Raw genomic sequence first — 17582 nt, forward strand, 5'->3', positions numbered from 1 at the left:
ATCCAAATTTTCACTTTTTCCAATGCTTGAGTCTGTCACGGTAATTATTTAGTAGTTACTTTTGGGACAGCCTCTTCTTTGTGTATAACAGGGGTTGAAAATTATATAGTACAGAGAGTGTTTTTCGTACTTGGTGACCAAATTAATTCATATAGAATAAATAACCTCATATAAGATCAGATACACTACATATAGAATATACAAGTTAATTTACTTAACCTTGGCCGATAAAGCTCTGATTTGGCATATTTAACGGCCCATCTTCCCATCCTCGAATAATTTTAATGGTTTCTGTATTCCATCCATCTCAAATAATAAAGTTTTGTTCCGTCAACTTAACAAGAACAAATTAAACCTCTTTTTCATATTTCCCTCAAGCTTAATTTTATCAAGACAATTTGGGCACAAGACGACGACTTAAGAGACCTACTTATACCTCCTTTATTTAATGGTTGTTCTAATTTTCTAAACTAACAAACTAAGTCCATGGGAATTTACCCTTGGGCCTCTATTTTGTTTCTTCATTAATAAGACAGTTAATAAAATTATGATACCGTAATTCTTACTCCCACTAACAATTTTGAAATGTCAGAATGAGTATATATCCAATCGCTGCGTTCTGAAGCATCTGATTTCCTTTCACCGTAATGATAAATAAACATCCGCCTGCAATTCAGAACGATGAGATCGCTTGCCGGGCATTTATTTATATCCTTACGAGGAATAGCCGTATCAATTTATGCTTTTTGTTTATAATAATTTCGAGGACAAACAAAAATATACGACTACACTGACAACGAATCAGGTCAGTAAAAAAGACACAAATAACTACGCCGAAGTGGAATTTGGAACCTAAGGAGGGAAGCAAATGCTTAACGATTTGGATAGCAATTACGACTGCGCGAATGCGGGCAATGATTTGCATAATCTGATCCAAGAGCTTGAACAGTTCGAGGGTTCCGAAGAGCAGCGCAACCGGCTCGAGAATCAGATCCATTTTATTCAAAATAAATGCTCCATCCCACACGAACACTTCCGTTACCGTTAAGAAGAAAGAAAAGTCCATGCTCCTTTGAACTGTAACCCGGAAGATAGACACTTAAAAAAAGTGCCTGTCTTTCGGGTTTTTGTGTTTTAATAAAAAATACTACAGTGAATGAGGGAACTACATCATGTCAAAAAACGTCTTTCACGTCCATGCAAATGAGATTGCTGGAGTCAAACGCCTAAGAAAGGATTGAAACGTTGGAGAGCAACGTACGACAAGCTTGGAGAGGAGGGGTTACTTATGGATCGCAGAGGCAAAGGCAGCACGGGAATACCTTCATCTAAGGAACTCAGCACAGAGGAAAAATTGAAACTCGCTGAGGCAAAAATTAAGCTCTTAGAAGTAGAGAATGAATTCCTAAAAAAGCTCGAAGCGCTAGAAAGGCAGGCGAAGCACAAACGCTAACCCCTTCAGAGACTTTTGAACTCATCGGGACCACTATTCGTACGCACGCTAAGGGGTTTAAACGCCTATTTATGCGCCGCTACAGGTGTTAGCCGCAGTGGATATTATGCTTGGCTTAAAGCGGAGCCAGTAAGGCAGAAACGTAAGATTACCGATGAGGCGGACTATCAACTGATCCAAATGCACTTTTCTTCTCTAAAAGGTAAAGCCGGGGCTCTAATAATCAGATGCATCTTGAACGTAAAGATTCTGTAATTATGCTTTTGATGGATATTACCTACATGAAATACGGCAACGGACAGCAGGCGTATCTTTCCTGTGTTAAAGACGGGTCAACAAACCAAATACCAGCACACGTACTTTCTACTTCTCTGGAGCTATGTCTAGGAAAGGAACTGCTGGGATATGAAGGATGGCTCCACAATTCTCATCGCATACTGCGGAATGTTTTGGATTTTTTTCTTTATGAACGTTACCCCTTCCTTTTGATGGTCCCCATACATTCACCTCCAGCCGCTTTCTTACTTCAGTCTATGAAAATAAGCCCAAGGGGACTTTCCCTTGGGCCTTTGTTTTGTTTCTTCATTATAAAATAGCTGCCATTGGAGCAGTCACTTTTATTTATTATTTAGATAATTATTAATCTATCAATCTTCTGTACAATTATTGCTTATTCTGCTTTCAGAACATCTCTTTATCTAATCCAGCTCCTACTCCTCAATTTATCACATAAATTTTGGAAAGCCGCATCACATACGATTTTAATGTGTTTGGCGTTTAGTTAAATTGCAGTTATTAATTTAAACTTGGTTATTAACAGCAGGTTTAAAGTCTTGGTCACTAATCGGTGAATCAATGAAATCATTATCAAATAGAAAATTCACTACATTAATACTTATTGAATTTCCGATGTTTTCTCCAAAAGCAAAATTATTTTTACTATGAGAGTCCCAACTACTTTGTGCATTCTCTCCAATCCCTATCGTTGCATTCCTGTGCTGAGAATTAACATTAATCGTGTTAAATACTATTGAAGTTGGCATTTTATACACTCCTGTCTGTCATCTTACACATTAAGCCTATTCATACAGACCAGTGATGTGACTAAAATCAAGAAATACTAATTTAATCGAAAAAAGATAAATAATCAGAACAGATAATGTTCTCATTAATTTAGCTTTTTAGTACCCATTTCTGCTTTCAGACACAGATGCCTAGGCAGATGAATACATTATCATTAAGAACAACTGATAAGGAATGAGAACGGATGAAACAGATGAAAGCGGCTTTTTCTGCGGATAGTTTGATTCTTATCTTTGGGCATGAGAGTGCCTTTCACCCAAACAGATGCTGAAAATACCTTAGACCATTGGAAATTGATACACCGGCATTCCAAGAGTCCGATACCTCTAGGCTTCAATATCAAATTGCTAGACTGGTATCTCACAGTCAAAATGAGTAAAGGATGAGCTTTATGCCGAACGTGTTTAACATTATTAACATAAGAATCAATGAAGTCGCTACTGGCGGCGTTGTCAACTTTGGAGACAACTTGTTACGCGGAAACGCGGCAAACTCCAAAGCCGTCGGCGGTAACACCGTCATAGGGGACGCTACATCTTCTGTTAATACAGACCGAAACAGTGTACTTGATCCAGATATCATCGATCAGGGAAATAGCAACCTGATTTAGGAGAGGGCAAGCGATGAATTTTTTTATAAGTCAAATCAAAATCAATTCAATTGCCAACTTAGGTTCACTCAATATCGGTTTCAACGTATTAGTTGACAACAAAGCAACCGAGATTGCTGAAGGCGTGAACGAAAAGAAGGCTGATACAGTACCGGAAGAAGATTTGTTGCCGCCACCTCCACACCCAGTTGTCCAATGATTCAAAGGAGGCGACCTCATGTATGATTTGAATAATAATTTTCCCCCTTGGATTTATATTTTTGAGCAAAGATTAGCTATGCTTGAGAAAAAGCAATGTGAGTTGGAGGCTGAAAATCAACGTTTGAAAGAACAATTGTTGGGTCCTATTCTTGACGGCATGAACGACCGAATCCAGTTCCAGTTGAAGGATTACCTGGATAAGCAAATTAATGAGAAACTGAACCATCAATTGGCTGGCCAAAAGGACTCGGTGCCTCAAAATATTACCTACAAAATTCAAGAACTCCATGTAAACGAGCTTAAAGGTACGTTGAACATCGGTCTAACGGCCCCTGCTACTGAACAGATGAGGGACATAATTGAAAAGTTAAAAACTGACCAGGCACACATTACCGAAAACATTTTTACTCAACAAAGTACGGATAATTAATGATCACTAAGCGAAATGACACTAATACCAATTTACAGAACTCTAGTGTTTGAAAAAGCCCTTGGGATTTTTACCCATGGGCTAATTGTTTCAGTAGCATGCTTCGTATGTTTTTTATATCTCGGTCATTCCATCTTCTGTCCATTCATTAGTTAATTCTGCTTTCAGAACATCTCTGTATCCAATCCATTCCCAGTCCACTGCCTCGCCATTGAGCTCTACTATATCCAAACGAAATTGACCATGATTAGTGCGCGTTACGATGCCTGTAATTTTCCGAATCTTGAATTCCTCGTATAAAGTTAGTTCGATTGGTTTCTTGTACATCTGCGATAAACTCAGCACAGCTGATATGTTCTGTATTTCTTGCTCGTCTCGTATAGGTCGTGATATGCGTTGAGCCTCTTTTCGATTTCTAATTGCGGACTCTTTATGTTGAGGAAGCATCATTCGACTGGACTCCCAAAGTCCGTTAAGTGCTAATTTCTTACTCATTTATAATGACCTCCAATTTTACCAGCTCGATCCGCTGCTAAACCAGCTTTCATTAAACTGGAAGCGCGAATAATTGCCGTATTGCCAAAACGGTCTTTAATTCCGTCTAGAACGCTGTCAAGCTTCCTTAGCTTAGTTAAGTCTTCAAAGAGATCAAGTTGCGTAACTTCCTCGTCATCAAGCGATCCTAGCGTAACGCCAACTTTACGCACTGGGTGCCCATTCCAATTACGATGAAAGATCTCTCGAACTGACTTGAAAACTTTCAGAGTATTATTTGTAGCAAAGGGCATCTTTCGCTGCTGACTAAAGCCTGTAGGCGCATCGTATGGTGAGCACATGCAGAATACATGAACGGTTCCGCTCGTATACCCCTTCGCTCGTGCATCGCGGCAAACTTCTTCCGTTAATTCCAAGAGAACAATATCTACCTCTTCTGCCGTCGTATAATCTCGTGGTAAGGTCATTCCGTGACCAATTGATTTTGGAGCTACATTAAATGTGCCAGGCGTGACTGGACTATCATCAAGACCATTAGCTGTACGCCACATGACCTCCGCTTGAATATCCGATTGTTTACCAAAGCGCGCACGAAATTTCTGCTTAAGTAAATGCAATGGTGTTTGAGCAACATGACCTATCGTTGTCATGCCAAGAGCCACGAAATGCCGAGTCATACGCGACCCAACTCCATACATCTTATCCACACTTAAAGGCCATAGGACACGTTCTACATCCTCTTTCCCAAGCGTAAAAATACCACTCGGGTTTTTCTTTGCAAAATTGTCCGTTGCTTGCTTAGCAAGGATTTTAGTTGGACCGATGCCAACACGAATACGCACATTCATTGACGCGGCGACCTTTTTTTGAATCATGCTTGCCAGTTCTTCTGACGTACAACGGAAATGATTCAGCGAACCTGTCACGTCTAGAAACTGCTCATCAATAGAAAATACTTCTACTAAATCGGTGTATTCTTTGTAAATATCAGTAATGGCAAGTGATACATCAATATAACGCTGCATATGCGGGCGCATTACGATAACATCTGGGCATAGCTGCAGGGCTTCTCCAAGGCGCTGAGCCGTGCTAATGCCAAAGCTTTTAGCTATTGGACATGCAGCTAAAATAATTCCCGATCTTCTGGCAGGATCGCCGGCCACAACGACAGGAAGATTATCGAGTCCAGGATGTGTAGCCTTTTCGACGCTTGCGTAAAAAGATTGGCAATCCGAGAGATAAATCGTGCGTTCGCTTTTTTCCCTCGTTACCATTACAATGACCTCCGCATTCTCATTAAAGTTGTCATGAGTTCAGCTTTAATCAAACTTCTAAGCATTGTGAAATGATGGACATAACCACGAACTTTATATTCAACGTTAATACCTAAAGCAGTCATCGATGTATACAACACCTTAATATCACGCTTTTTCATTTTACTCTTAATGCTTTGTATTTCTGGATAAATAGCGTTCTCGACTTCTTTTAGGTAAAACAGAATATGACCATAAATAATTTTGTCTTTGTGAACCCTGAGCTCTTCAGAATCCCTTGACAACATATCGAGCAATATTGGAAGCAGTGTAAGCTCTTTGATTAATTGAACATCCTCGTCAGTCTCAACATGTGTATTGACACTCATTTAATCACCTCAAAATAGGAACGCGTGTTTGTGTTTTATATTATATGCCGAACATGTATTCGTTATGCAAGTGGTTTTTGTAAACACAAAAATCCCCACCAGGCAATAGAGCCGGCGGGGGACATTTTGATTAAGACTCCCAAAACAAACCAACTAATAACAAAAATATAATTACAATATCACCGTGCTGACTGCTGTTCCCAAACGGAATCTGCTCAACAACAACACAAGTATGCTCAGTAAGATCGGACTCTTTAGCAGCACGCCAACGCTTCTCGCCCTTAACGCTCGTCATATCGCTACGGACTAGGATCGGCTGCAGCACACCGTGTTTCCGGATACTTTCAACTAAAGATCTATAGATATGATCGTCCATTTCGTTTGAGTTCCAGCCATTTGCATTTATATGTTCAATTTGTATAGTTTCGATTCTCAAATTAAATCCCCTTATGTTATGTCGGATTTTAGTTATAAAGATAAGCACCACTTAGGACGCTTCTAAGTTCATATTATTAATCCCTTCATTTCTCGGTAGCACTTGTACGACAAAAAGAGCCGCATGTCAGCGACTCTTTAAAAATAATTAAATTTATACCTAACTTAAATCTAGAGTTAGCCAATCAAAATTATGAATTTTATTTCTAAAGTCCGCAAATTCCTCTTCTGATTCAAACAATATTTTTAATGGAGGACCACTATACAATCCTATAAAAGGAGGATTCGCCGTAATATCTCTTACTCCGACACATTTACTCACTACGTTTGTTGTCTATAAAAGTGATGTTACTCAACTGAATTTTCACCATCAACAGATCCTCCTTCAAAATTTTGATGGTTCACCATAAATAATTATTCCAATTATTCTTTCAAACACAACTATCTATATCTTTCAAATGTTGATATGACTTTATCAAAAGCATCTTTGTTCTCATCGCTGTATTTGCTTTTTTCAACAAATACCTGAACTGTAAAATATTCCTTTGAATTATTGCTTTCTAAGTACACTACCTTACTTCGAGAATCCGGTTCTTCAAAATCAATATAAGTCCCTTTTAAATCTCCAATATTCATGTCCTTCATTTCAATGATTTTTGAATAACTCTTAATTTCTTTAGTTTTCATTGCAATAACATCTTTAAAATTTTTATCATCAATTGGTGTAGTCTCAAATAGAACTCCCATATACCAGTTGCTATAAATTTTCTTAAGCTCTGTAATATAAGATGGACTCCACAGCCCATCGACACTAATTTTAACTCCACTTGTGGCTGTTAAATTAGCAAGTACTATTGAATTCTTTTCTAACGTTGCTGTTCTTTCTACCTCGTCCCACTTTACTTTCATACCTGTAGCTTCTGCTACAGATCGAAGTGGTAGGTATGTGCTTCCATTATAGTTTATTGCCTCTAATTTGTTACCTTCTGAATCCTTTAATGCAAAATCTGTTCCATACAAATTTAATTTAAAACTATGATCTAGATATGCAGAAATCGACTCCAATACTGAATCTGCCCTAACACCAATTGAGCCACCAAGAATAAACGCTAATGTAATTGAAAATATAATAGTAATTTTTTTTAGGTTCAAAATCATCTTTCCTTTGCTCTTTATTAATATTTAACTTATTGAACACTGCCAAAATATCTAACATCTATCGTATCACATTGCGGGATCTAGTAAGATTAAAATTACACTAAGAACATATCCCTCAAAAAATAAGATATCGCACAGATCTTACTATATTAAAATTTCCACATTGTTACATTTTAGTGCTAATGATACAATGAAAAATATTATTCTAGGAGGAACAGTATTGTCTTATTTTGCACCCAAGTCAAACAAAGAAGAAATTATGGAGTATTCATATGATCGACCAGTTGGTATTACTTTACTAGCTATTTGGATCGCCATTGCAGCTGTTATAGTTCTAGTTGCACAGGTTGCATTTTTTAGCAGGCTGGATGATGTATCTTCATTAATTGGAGTATCGAGCTACTTCTTTCAAGCAGCAGTCACATTTTTAGGAGTTCTTAGTCTTGCAACCGCAGTTGGAATGTTCCTTGGTAAGAAGTGGGGTTGGTGGCTCGCGTTATTTTATTTCGCTTACGAAATCACAAGAAATATGAATGCAATGCTTTCTATACCATCACTTGTTGAACAATACGGTGGTGTTAGTTCACAAAATGTAACAAGTTATTATCTGAAAAATGGTGTACGCTCTGCCTTTGATGGCTTTCTACTATTTTATCTATGCCGTGAATCAGTTGTTTCGTATTTCCGAACTACAGAAACAAAAAAGTGGAAAGCACTTCTTATCGTATTCGTGATATGCATAGCCATAATCTTAATCTCTGCTTTATTACAATAACGTTTATGTTGAGAAACAGCCTATCCCGAATGGAATAGGCTGCTTTATTTTGTTTCCTGAGTTTTTGCAAACGGAGCAAGTCTAGCATTAATAAATAAAATGGCACACCTCTTTTAAGCATTCTGTGCCTCCCTGAAATTGTTCTATTCTTGTAAATAAAGTTTTTCTATTTTACTATCTACAAATAGAGTCACAATCAAACTAACACCAAAAAACGTATAAGCCAAAAAGGTTGAAAAGTTAAACTCCTTTATAATAAATATCGTTGGTCCAAGTACTACTACCTGTACAAGGAACTAATTATTAAATATTTTACAGAGATATTTCGAGAGAAAATCTTAGATAGATAATTTCTAGTAAAAATAGCTAGATATATAATTATAAATATCAATAAATAATTCATAATAATCTCCTAATGCTAATACCAATTCCTACCTTATATTTATGATCATAGCATAGTGCGTACATTCCATACTAAAGAAATTAAAAACCTATCCTACAAGGAATAGGCTGTTCTGCAATTCCTCTGATATTTTTTTCTGAGCCCGCATCACATATACCTCTACACTTCCTTTACCCCCAAGCATCCCAGCAATCTCACTAAACGAAAAGCAATCGCCATCCGCCAGCACATAACTCTCGCTTCCGTTCGCCCAGTCTAGACAACACATCTTCAATCTGGAACCTCTGCCAATCTGAGAGGTTTGCCGGGCCGCCAGCCGCTCAATGCCCCTTTTACTCCCTGGCCGGCGCCCGTTTTCAAATCCCTTGGTTGGACTTTCACCAACCAGATAATGCGTGCCTCTGGGCACGCCCAACAAAAAAAGAGAGTCAAATCGACTCTCTCAACTAATCACTACTACCGCCTCCGCTATCGCTGCCCCCTCCACTGTCACTTCCTCCTCCGCTGGAGGAATCATTATGATGATCGTGGTGACTGTGGTGGTGGTCATGGTGAGTATGGCTATGGTTGCTATGATGATTGTGGTGATTGTGGTGATGACGATTAATATCATGATCAGAAGAATTACTATTAAAGAAATTAGAGTTATCATTGTGATGATGGGTAGAGCTACCTCTTCTATTCTTATTGCTAAACATGCCAATTAAACAAAAAATAACGAACATAACGATCATAATAATAATAAAATTCATCTAATCAGTCCTTTCAATTACTTGTTACAAATATTTCTATTCTTCACAATAATTAAAAGTCCTCTAAAATTGATCCTTCTATTGTCACCCTAAATCTCTTGAACGGTTTTTTGTGCCGATCCTCCTGATCTTAACGAACATATTAATTTCTATGTTTATGTCTGCGTACTGACGCTGCCACGCTTCTTTTGTCTTGACTTGCTTATTCCAATAACCAGGCTGTGTAGCACGCACATACTCACCGAAACCGAAAATGTCGCTACCATCTATCTGGGTTTGCTGAATGAATTTTTCAAAATCTTGTTTGGCATCTCTTTTGATTTTGACCTCCAATTTTTTAAGCGTTTCATCGGTAATGCTGAAACGCTCGTCTGATTTTTCCTCTATATTTCCTTCCACTTGGCAATTTATTTTCAAGTGTACGTTTCCATTTTGGATGGTTGTGGTTAATCTCGATGTCCGATGTGTCGCTTTAAATATAACTCTTGTACCACCGGGTAATTCATGCATAACACTATACCCACCGGGGTTAATCTCTTTAATCGACATATAATGGCCAATCTGCAGGGCTGTCGAAGTGCCCACCATTTTATCGTCCCGAAAATAAGCCAATCCAGAAATTTCAATGTTTGATGCTTTCTTTAACTCCAAGTAGGGAATTGATCCTTCCTGCCCTTTCGCTGATGATTGACTAAAAAATACTCCCAAAAAATTGTTAGGGAGTTTGCCCATTTCTCTGGCATCGTCTAAAGTGGCGAGCAAGTATAGTGCAGGCACCCTTTCCAATTGCGGCATGGCATGCATGATCTCTGCTGCCTCTCCTTTTGAGACAACCATCCAAACCGTTCTTCGAACTTGCGGCTGACGTCGAAAGAAATCATTCTCATTCTGAATCCCTTTTTTGGCGATAGCCTCCGATAGCACGATAACCCTTAAATGACCATAGAACAACTGATCTGCTAGCTGCTGCTGTAAATTCATTAAACAATCCTCAATGGTATATCCAACACTGGATAGTACCCAAATAGGTTTTTCTTTGGAAGGGCTGCTTGCACCGAGCGGAATCCTTCCGGGAACGGCAATCTGGACCGTAATCCGGAGTAATCCCTTATTTGTCCTAGGATTCAGTTTGAGAATATGCGTTGCATTGCTGGTTTCCTTCTCATCGCCAGGCTTTGCTTCATCGATTCCAATCGCTAAAACGACAGCACGATCTTCAATTTCTAGGCGATCCCAGCATCCCGAAAGCAAAGGAACAATCAACAGAAATACAAGAATCTGTTTACTCAGATTTTGCAACAAGTTGATCACCCCGACTTTTTCGAATCATCTCACTTCCCCAAACATTCCCTTCAAAGTATTTTTATCCAAATTTATGTTTCTATGCATATTATAATGAATTGAAAATTAGGCTACCTCTCTCGTTATAATAGAACTGGCTCTCCCGCAATCCATTCATAAAAATCCACTTAAAGGGCAAACTAACGATCATTCCCAGTATGTGAGGTGCGTGCTCTGTTATGAATCAAATCATTGATAATATGGATTTTAGTAAAGGTTGGTGGTACTCAGCCATTTTTGGCGTTTTCCTGTTATTGTTCATCGTTTTTATGCCGAAAAGATTAAACAAGCCAGAGATCTATCTCACTTTCGGTGTAATCGCCGGCCTTGTTTGGGTTATTGATACTGTATTTTCCATTTGGCTCGATTTATTTGACGTCGGCAGCCCTAATAAACGCGGTATCCCTGAGTTTTTCATGTACACTATTATTCCTCCAAGTTTTGCTGTTATTTATCTAAACTTTTATAAAGAATACAAAAAACTTCTCTACACCATACTTTTTACTGCTATATCCGAGCTCGCCGAATGGCTTGCTGTCGCTGTTGGGATAATGACATTAAAACATTGGAACCCCTTGTACTCGATACCTGTTTACTTGGTTGTATACTATTTCTATTTACCATTGCATTTGCGCGGTATGAAACGCACTTCGAGATCTGAGTATTAATCGTTGGTGCATTTTCATCAGCGTGCTAAAATTAATGAAAAAAGCCCTTGGGAATTTACCCTCGGGCTTATTGTTTCTATATATATATGATTTAAGTTATCGCAGAATCCCGCTAACGATCGGCAAAATAACTTCCACCATAGTCCCTTTCCCAACTTCACTCTCAATTCGCATAGTCCCGTTATGATTTTGGATGATCCTCATTGAAACCATTAATCCTAACCCTGTTCCTGTTTCTTTGGTAGTAAAAAAAGGATTTCCAATCTTGGATATTTCATTTTGTGGGATTCCGTGTCCTGTGTCATGAATTCGAATATGAATTTCATCGTTTTTTTGCTTAGCTTCTATTGTCACTTGTCCGCCTTTAGGCATGGATTCAATAGCATTCTTTAAAACATTGATGAATACTTGATTGATGCTGCGTTGACAGTGGATAAGCGGTAAATTGGCATCCAACTCTTTATTGATTTGAACGTTGTAAAGGTTGGCTTGTCCTTCAAATAATCGTGTAACATGATTTAATTCATGTACCACATCCCTTAATTCCGATGCCTCAGTTGAAGGTTTAGCTAACACTAAAAGCTCACTTACAATTTCATTAATTCGATCAATTTCTGATATCATAACTTCATTGCGTAATTTCTTTATGCCTTCAATATCCTCTTTCACATACAATTGCATAAACCCTCGCAAACTAGTCAAAGGATTTCTAATTTCATGAGCGATTCCAGCTGCAAGCTCACCTACTAAGGAAAGTTTCTCGGATCTACGGATTAATTCTTCAGACTGTATCCGTTCTGTTATATCACGCCCCATACTGATAACATGTTGAATCTCTCCTGCAGCATTTCTTATTCTTTTGGAGTGTGCTTCTTGCCAGATATAATGACCACTCTTATGCCGAACACGATAAACAAATATTCTGCTATCCGAGTTTTCATAATAACCGTACTTTAACCAGTTAGACTTCAGATCTTCTTGATGCCAATAATCATAGGCAAATGTTCCGATAAGTTCATCTGGCTCATATCCGAGTTGGTTACGTATAGCTGGCGAGACATATGTGATCATTCCGTCTGGCGTTAAACGCAAAATAACATCCTGTGAATGTTCGGAAATAAGATTGTGCAGTTCTTCAATCCTCTTGAACTCTTCTTCCTTCTTTTTTTGTTCTGTTATATCTACAACCTGGGAGATGAGTATGCTATTAGCATTGACTCCCTGTTGGTTTTTGACGATAGTAACATGTAGAAGCCCCCACACAATGGCCCCGGATTTATGAATGTACCTTTTTTCTAATTGGTAGCCGTCTCTTTCACCTTGCGCCACTTGACGCCACAATTCCTGATCAGCTTCTAAATCTTCAGGATGGGTAACAGATGGAACACCCAGATTTATTAATTCACTTTCGCTATATCCTAACATGTTGCAAAAAGACGGATTAACCTTGAAAAGGCTTCCATCACAAGACAAAAAAGCCACTCCAATTGGAGATTTTTCAAATGCATGTAAGAGAAGACTATGGTCATTGAAGTTAGTTAGCATCCGATCCTCCGTGTAAAGCAGTACATATTTAGTCTAACAAAGGCATTATAACAGCAATTTTCAATCCGTTGTATAGATGTTTTTACAAAAAAACATCTATAAGACGCTTTGTGCAATATCAGACGAAAATAATTTTTAATTTTACATGCATAAGAATTCCTTCCACTCCAAATGATATGAGTACACCAAGAAAAGGAGTGATTTTTTCCATGGCAAACAATAGCACATTAGTTGTTCCTCAAGCAAAAGCAGCTTTAAATCAAATGAAATTTGAAGTAGCTCAACAATTGGGAATACCTTTACAACCAGATGGTTACAATGGAAATCTCGCGACTCGCGATGCAGGCTCTATTGGTGGCAGCATTACGAAAAGACTAGTACAAATGGCTGAGCAGCAGCTCCAAGGTTTTCAACGTTAAGTTTTGATGTAAAAGTAAGCTTGCAAAAAAGACTTCTAGCCACCTAGCCTCCTCCAGGTGCGATGAAGTCTTTTTATTTTGGTACCAACAAACCGAATTGGAGATGATACAGAATGACACAAAAGAGTGAGCACGAATCTATAGACGCAACAAATGACCTTAGTCAGAATACTGCAATAGATCGTTCACATAGGGTAGATGAAGGTAAAAGTATGAATGACCGCATCAAAGCAGAAACAACACCTGAGACGTGCCGTGCAAGTCTAGATGGAAATTGAGTTGGTAAATTTTTGCCCCTAGGAATTAGGCCCTCTTCCAATGCGCACAATAGGAGTGCTTCAAAATTACTCTAAAGGTGGCTACTCTCATGTCGACAAATAACCAGCAACAAGAAAATCACTTAAAAGATCAAAAAGATAACAAACCCAATCATGGCAGCAGAAAAAAGAAGAAATAGCTACAAGGATATGAATAGCCCGGGGACTTCCTTGGGCTTTTTGAGATTCAATAAATCTTTTAACGACTCAAACTCTAGCGTTTCGAACAATCCCCGACATCATTGCTGCATTCGGATAGTCGACATCCCTGTAAAGTTCGATAACTCTCTCCGCGTCAAAATCAACACGCTGTATAGATGTTTTTATTTTACCTTCTTCAATTTCGATCAGACCATAGGAAGCTTTAGTGATGCCATCAAACGGAAGCCCAACGCTTCCAACATTCATAAGTATTTTACCGTTCAAGTGTCTTATGTAAGCTTTATGAATGTGTGCGTATACATAGATCTGTGCATCTTGTGAACTCATCAAGCGGTTCTGCAACCCAGCGTCGTCCTCGTTCGGAAGTACGATTTCAAATAAACTATCCGGTGTTGCATGGAAGGCGTTTATTCGAATTCCGCTTACCTCACAATTAATTTCTGTCGGGAGCGTTTCCAAATACGCAAGATCAGACGGTTCAAGCTTAGAATAGGTCCAATCACGTTCGATGTTCATGAGGTCGATTACTTTTTGCGGAACTTCCCCTTCGCGAACACCGCGGACTACCCATTCGTCTGCATTGCCTTTAATCACTTCAGTATTCAAAGAACGTATTAAATCCAGAGATCGTTTGGGTTCCGGTCCACGGTAACAAAGATCGCCTAGCACATAAATTTTATCTGCATTATTTTGCTTAATATCATTTAAAACCGCTTCAAGAGCAATTGCGTTTCCATGTATATCTGAAATAAAAGCTATTTTCATCCGAACTTGACCCCCTAACAATAATGGATAAATTTTACCATTACTTACTTTGTGTGTCCACGAGATTTAGCCGTTTTTGATCAGCAAAAAACCACCTCACGGTGGTTTTAAATCAGCTTATACTTAACGATTACGCCGCAGCAACACTACACCGCTAATGCTTGACGTATTTTTCTGATACACCACTTTAAAACCGATATCTGCATCCAACAAGCAGGCAAACGCGTTATTCAATAGTCTGCCGGGAGCTAACGTAAACGTACATGGCGAGGCATTTCCGATCACACGAGAGGCGGTGATTCTGCGTGCAGAACCTGGACGAAGCGGGTTTCTTACCCAAGTTATCAAAACGAAGTCAGTGTTACGAACTGCTTTTACTCGAGCCATTTGTCTTCACCTCTTTATGGTTAGGTACTCTACATTAAATGCGGAGTTCAGAGGATTGGATCTAAGCGCTTACCTAAAAGAGGTAAACAAAAATAGCCCCACGAGAGGATTCTCATGAAGCAAAAGTTGACTAGCATCTCGAAAACTCATATGCTATAATAGTCAAACAAGAACATATATTCTCCTTTTTTCGCATTTATCTTACAGTCAGAAAAGAAGGTATCCGATCCAATGCAAGATCCAACAATTTTCGAACATCTACGAGACAAGTATGCCGACGAGGACAGAGCGAAGCTTGTTATGCTTCAGTTAAAAACGTTATTAGAACAAAAGAAAAAGAAAAAATGGTACCAGAAACTGAGACTGCCGACGAAAACACAACCATCAAGCTGGAACGAGTAGTACCCCATAAAAAAAGAGACTTTCCTCCAAGTAGCCTGACTACTTAGGAAAGCCTCTCTCCGTTTGTTATTTACCCCTTTTTTTCGAATAGTACAGCACACCAAGGTAATGAGCCCCTGTAAATAGCGTCAGAATCCCAAAGAAAAGCAAGAATCCGCCCTGCCGATCACGGAAGAACAACTGCAGAACAAACAACGCCAGTGAGATCTCACTCCAGAGAAGCGTTCTTTTTTTGAGTTGGGTCAAGTCCGCGGTGGATTTGCTAATTTTGCGAAGATTCATGAATGTAAGACCTGCAAGTACAATGATTCCAACAACAATCACGAGAATGTAACCCGAGCTGCCCGACATGTGACTCCCCCTATTTACGATGTTCAACTTTATCTTCTTTTAATAGTAAGATATTATATCTAAGATACATGGAATGATGCTAGATGTCTATTTGAAAAAGAAGAGAAGGAGTCTTATATGTCTACAGTTATGTTTAAAACAATAGAAGCGTCGGATATTCCCGCTTTAATGGACATTTACAACCATTTCGTCATGAATTCCACCGCCTCTTTTCATACGGAACCTGTTACAATCACCGAATTTACAGAAAGTGTTATTCACCCGAACTCGCGTTTTCAAACTTTTGTGATCACATTGGATGGAGAGCTCCAAGGCTATGTGCAAGTAATGCCTCACAAGAAAAAGCAAGCTTATGCCACTACAGGAGAAGTGACGATTTATTTACAACCGGGTTGTGTGGGCAAAGGAATTGGTTCCGCTGCCATCCAATTTATTGAGGCGTTCGCGAAAGAGCAAGATTTTCATTCCTTAATCTCTACGATCTGCGCAGATAACAAGCCTAGTATTCATATGTTTTCGAAAAATGGTTACACGCAGTGCGCTCACTTCCGTGAGGTTGGCTTCAAATGGGGCAAGTTCCTTGATATCGTAACCTATCAGAAAATCATTTGACATTCTAAGGCGTTAACAGCTGCCAATTCAAGCCTCCATCTTTCGTTTTCCACAAATTCCGGGCATCCCAGAGCCAGCCGTTGCTTGTTGTAACAAAACTCACTTGTAAATTCAAATCAAGCGGCTGGAACGCGGCGGGAAACGTGTGTTGGCTCCATGTTTTGCCGCCGTCGCCGGTCCGAAGCAGCTGTCGCTCTTGCCCTTGAGCACGATTCTGCTGATTCGTCTGGAGCAGCACGAAACCATGTGCTGCATCTACAAAGGACAGTGCCTTCGGTACGAGGGACGTAGATATTTTGCCTGCTTCTTCCCATGATTCCCCGTCTGTCATACGGTATAACGTTACAGCCGCCTTGTTTTTTTCACTTGGACTCGGGAATGAACTCGAGCCAACAAACCAACCCTCTGAAGATGAAAGGAATGTAACCACGCCTTCGCTTGGCAGAGGAATACGATTTGAGGCTAACCAAGTAATTCCCCCATCTTGTGTCCGAAGCAATACCAAGTCCTTGCCGTTGCGAACGGCAATCAATCCATTTTGTCGATCAAAGAACCGAAAGAACATGATTTCCTTCTCTGCCTCAAGCACAGGCAAGTCCTGTGCAATTACTTCCCATGTTTGACCTCCGTCCGCGGTTAAGCTAAGCTCGGATTCTTGGTCTCTCGATTCATTTGTCAGCAACCAGCCCGTTTGAGAATCAAGAAAAGAAAGCATACTTGGCGCCGCCAAAGCGTCTATTCCTCTCAGAGGCTTCCAAGTGGTCCCACCATCGCCAGTTTGCATGAGAGAAGCTTTTCCTTTTCCAGACGTAATCCCATAACCTTGCAGCTCATTCACGAATGTAATGGCTTTGGTAGGGACATTCGGCTTATGAACATTTTCATCATGTACTTGTATATTTTCTCCTGGAATGACAGTTAGTCCACTAATTTGCTTATCTGGTTTGGTCGATTGGGTAGCTGTCGGCAGGGTCGAGGTTTGTTCATGAAAACAGCCTGCGCACAGCACAAAAACGATCAATATCATTAATTTTTTGTTGTTCATCAGAGCTATCATGTCCTTCTCCTCGCTCCTTTCACGTTTTCCAGTTCAAGTATATGTAATGACGCTCTATGACTGGAAATAGTTCATGTCCATGGCTTCCAATAGATGTTATTCCTTTATTTCACAGGATA

The 17582-nt window shown here is 39.3% G+C and carries 23 protein-coding genes; 11 read left to right on the forward strand and 12 right to left on the reverse strand.

The window, feature by feature from the left end:
• The first annotated feature begins 868 nt into the window (after positions 1-868).
• Entirely contained in the window at positions 869-1048 is a 180-nt protein-coding gene (locus tag AC3WTJ_RS28060) for a DUF2524 domain-containing protein (protein ID WP_492524590.1), read from the forward strand.
• Between the two features lie 240 nt (positions 1049-1288).
• Positions 1289-1453, forward strand: a complete 165-nt coding sequence (locus tag AC3WTJ_RS28065; RefSeq protein WP_492524591.1) for a hypothetical protein — start codon at positions 1289-1291, stop codon at positions 1451-1453.
• An 800-nt stretch (positions 1454-2253) separates the two neighbouring features.
• Here AC3WTJ_RS28065 and AC3WTJ_RS28070 read toward each other — a convergent pair.
• A complete protein-coding gene (locus AC3WTJ_RS28070) occupies positions 2254-2496 on the reverse strand; it encodes a hypothetical protein (RefSeq protein WP_492524592.1) in 243 nt (80 codons plus the stop codon).
• Between the two features lie 431 nt (positions 2497-2927).
• Between AC3WTJ_RS28070 and AC3WTJ_RS28075 the strand changes: the two genes are divergently transcribed.
• The 3 genes from AC3WTJ_RS28075 to gerPC are packed head-to-tail and all read left to right on the forward strand — an operon-like array spanning position 2928 to position 3777.
• Positions 2928-3146, forward strand: a complete 219-nt coding sequence (locus AC3WTJ_RS28075) for a spore germination protein (protein ID WP_492524593.1) — start codon at positions 2928-2930, stop codon at positions 3144-3146.
• Positions 3147-3159: 13 nt separating this feature from the next.
• On the forward strand, positions 3160-3345 hold the full coding sequence (locus tag AC3WTJ_RS28080; RefSeq protein ID WP_492524594.1) for a hypothetical protein: 186 nt from the start codon (positions 3160-3162) through the stop codon (positions 3343-3345).
• Between the two features lie 18 nt (positions 3346-3363).
• Positions 3364-3777 carry a spore germination protein GerPC gene (gene gerPC / locus AC3WTJ_RS28085; RefSeq protein ID WP_492524595.1) on the forward strand — a complete coding sequence of 138 codons (414 nt, stop codon included), beginning with the start codon at positions 3364-3366 and terminating at the stop codon, positions 3775-3777.
• A gap of 114 nt (positions 3778-3891) precedes the next feature.
• Here the strand turns inward: gerPC and AC3WTJ_RS28090 are convergent, their stop codons facing one another.
• The 5 genes from AC3WTJ_RS28090 to AC3WTJ_RS28110 form a co-directional block, all read right to left on the reverse strand.
• Complete coding sequence (locus AC3WTJ_RS28090) at positions 3892-4272, reverse strand: YolD-like family protein (RefSeq protein WP_492524596.1); 381 nt, start codon at positions 4270-4272, stop codon at positions 3892-3894.
• On the reverse strand, positions 4269-5546 hold the full coding sequence (locus tag AC3WTJ_RS28095) for a DNA polymerase IV (protein ID WP_492524597.1): 1278 nt from the start codon (positions 5544-5546) through the stop codon (positions 4269-4271). Before AC3WTJ_RS28095 ends, AC3WTJ_RS28090 begins: the two co-directional genes overlap by 4 nt.
• On the reverse strand, positions 5546-5914 hold the full coding sequence (locus AC3WTJ_RS28100) for a YhjD family protein (protein ID WP_492524598.1): 369 nt from the start codon (positions 5912-5914) through the stop codon (positions 5546-5548). Before AC3WTJ_RS28100 ends, AC3WTJ_RS28095 begins: the two co-directional genes overlap by 1 nt.
• Before the next feature lie 130 nt (positions 5915-6044).
• The gene (locus AC3WTJ_RS28105) at positions 6045-6350 is read right to left on the reverse strand and encodes a ParB N-terminal domain-containing protein (protein WP_492524599.1); all 306 of its coding nucleotides are present in this window, start codon (positions 6348-6350) and stop codon (positions 6045-6047) included.
• A gap of 440 nt (positions 6351-6790) precedes the next feature.
• Complete coding sequence (locus AC3WTJ_RS28110) at positions 6791-7501, reverse strand: stalk domain-containing protein (protein ID WP_492524600.1); 711 nt, start codon at positions 7499-7501, stop codon at positions 6791-6793.
• Positions 7502-7727: 226 nt separating this feature from the next.
• Between AC3WTJ_RS28110 and AC3WTJ_RS28115 the strand changes: the two genes are divergently transcribed.
• Together AC3WTJ_RS28115 and AC3WTJ_RS28120 are read left to right on the forward strand one after the other, a co-directional pair.
• Entirely contained in the window at positions 7728-8282 is a 555-nt protein-coding gene (locus AC3WTJ_RS28115; protein ID WP_492524601.1) for a hypothetical protein, read from the forward strand.
• A gap of 921 nt (positions 8283-9203) precedes the next feature.
• Positions 9204-9392, forward strand: coding sequence for a hypothetical protein (locus AC3WTJ_RS28120; protein WP_492524602.1), 189 nt, complete (start codon positions 9204-9206; stop codon positions 9390-9392).
• 129 nt (positions 9393-9521) lie between these two features.
• Here the strand turns inward: AC3WTJ_RS28120 and AC3WTJ_RS28125 are convergent, their stop codons facing one another.
• Positions 9522-10739, reverse strand: coding sequence for a Ger(x)C family spore germination protein (locus tag AC3WTJ_RS28125; RefSeq protein WP_492524603.1), 1218 nt, complete (start codon positions 10737-10739; stop codon positions 9522-9524).
• A gap of 218 nt (positions 10740-10957) precedes the next feature.
• Here AC3WTJ_RS28125 and AC3WTJ_RS28130 point away from each other — a divergent pair, with 218 nt between their 5' ends.
• Positions 10958-11446 (forward strand): hypothetical protein, encoded by a 489-nt coding sequence (locus tag AC3WTJ_RS28130; RefSeq protein WP_492524604.1) that lies wholly within the window; start codon positions 10958-10960, stop codon positions 11444-11446.
• A 96-nt stretch (positions 11447-11542) separates the two neighbouring features.
• On the opposite strand, the gene AC3WTJ_RS28135 is transcribed toward AC3WTJ_RS28130, so the two are convergent.
• Positions 11543-12991: a PAS domain S-box protein gene (locus tag AC3WTJ_RS28135; RefSeq protein WP_492524605.1), complete on the reverse strand. Its 1449-nt coding sequence runs from the start codon at positions 12989-12991 to the stop codon at positions 11543-11545.
• A gap of 209 nt (positions 12992-13200) precedes the next feature.
• Here AC3WTJ_RS28135 and AC3WTJ_RS28140 point away from each other — a divergent pair, with 209 nt between their 5' ends.
• The gene (locus tag AC3WTJ_RS28140; RefSeq protein WP_127452259.1) at positions 13201-13410 is read left to right on the forward strand and encodes an alpha/beta-type small acid-soluble spore protein; all 210 of its coding nucleotides are present in this window, start codon (positions 13201-13203) and stop codon (positions 13408-13410) included.
• A 524-nt stretch (positions 13411-13934) separates the two neighbouring features.
• Here AC3WTJ_RS28140 and AC3WTJ_RS28145 read toward each other — a convergent pair.
• Together AC3WTJ_RS28145 and AC3WTJ_RS28150 are read right to left on the reverse strand one after the other, a co-directional pair.
• Positions 13935-14654 carry a metallophosphoesterase family protein gene (locus AC3WTJ_RS28145; protein WP_492524606.1) on the reverse strand — a complete coding sequence of 240 codons (720 nt, stop codon included), beginning with the start codon at positions 14652-14654 and terminating at the stop codon, positions 13935-13937.
• A gap of 123 nt (positions 14655-14777) precedes the next feature.
• Entirely contained in the window at positions 14778-15041 is a 264-nt protein-coding gene (locus AC3WTJ_RS28150) for a hypothetical protein (RefSeq protein ID WP_127452254.1), read from the reverse strand.
• A 231-nt stretch (positions 15042-15272) separates the two neighbouring features.
• Between AC3WTJ_RS28150 and AC3WTJ_RS28155 the strand changes: the two genes are divergently transcribed.
• Positions 15273-15443, forward strand: coding sequence for a hypothetical protein (locus tag AC3WTJ_RS28155; protein ID WP_157321339.1), 171 nt, complete (start codon positions 15273-15275; stop codon positions 15441-15443).
• A 66-nt stretch (positions 15444-15509) separates the two neighbouring features.
• On the opposite strand, the gene AC3WTJ_RS28160 is transcribed toward AC3WTJ_RS28155, so the two are convergent.
• Positions 15510-15794 (reverse strand): hypothetical protein, encoded by a 285-nt coding sequence (locus AC3WTJ_RS28160; protein ID WP_127452252.1) that lies wholly within the window; start codon positions 15792-15794, stop codon positions 15510-15512.
• 117 nt (positions 15795-15911) lie between these two features.
• Here AC3WTJ_RS28160 and AC3WTJ_RS28165 point away from each other — a divergent pair, with 117 nt between their 5' ends.
• Positions 15912-16406, forward strand: a complete 495-nt coding sequence (locus tag AC3WTJ_RS28165) for a GNAT family N-acetyltransferase (protein WP_492524607.1) — start codon at positions 15912-15914, stop codon at positions 16404-16406.
• Positions 16407-16410: 4 nt separating this feature from the next.
• Here the strand turns inward: AC3WTJ_RS28165 and AC3WTJ_RS28170 are convergent, their stop codons facing one another.
• Complete coding sequence (locus tag AC3WTJ_RS28170) at positions 16411-17463, reverse strand: WD40/YVTN/BNR-like repeat-containing protein (protein WP_492524608.1); 1053 nt, start codon at positions 17461-17463, stop codon at positions 16411-16413.
• Positions 17464-17582 lie beyond the last annotated feature (119 nt).

The sequence above is a fragment of the Paenibacillus sp. FW101-FHT12H11 genome, assembly GCF_058790355.1.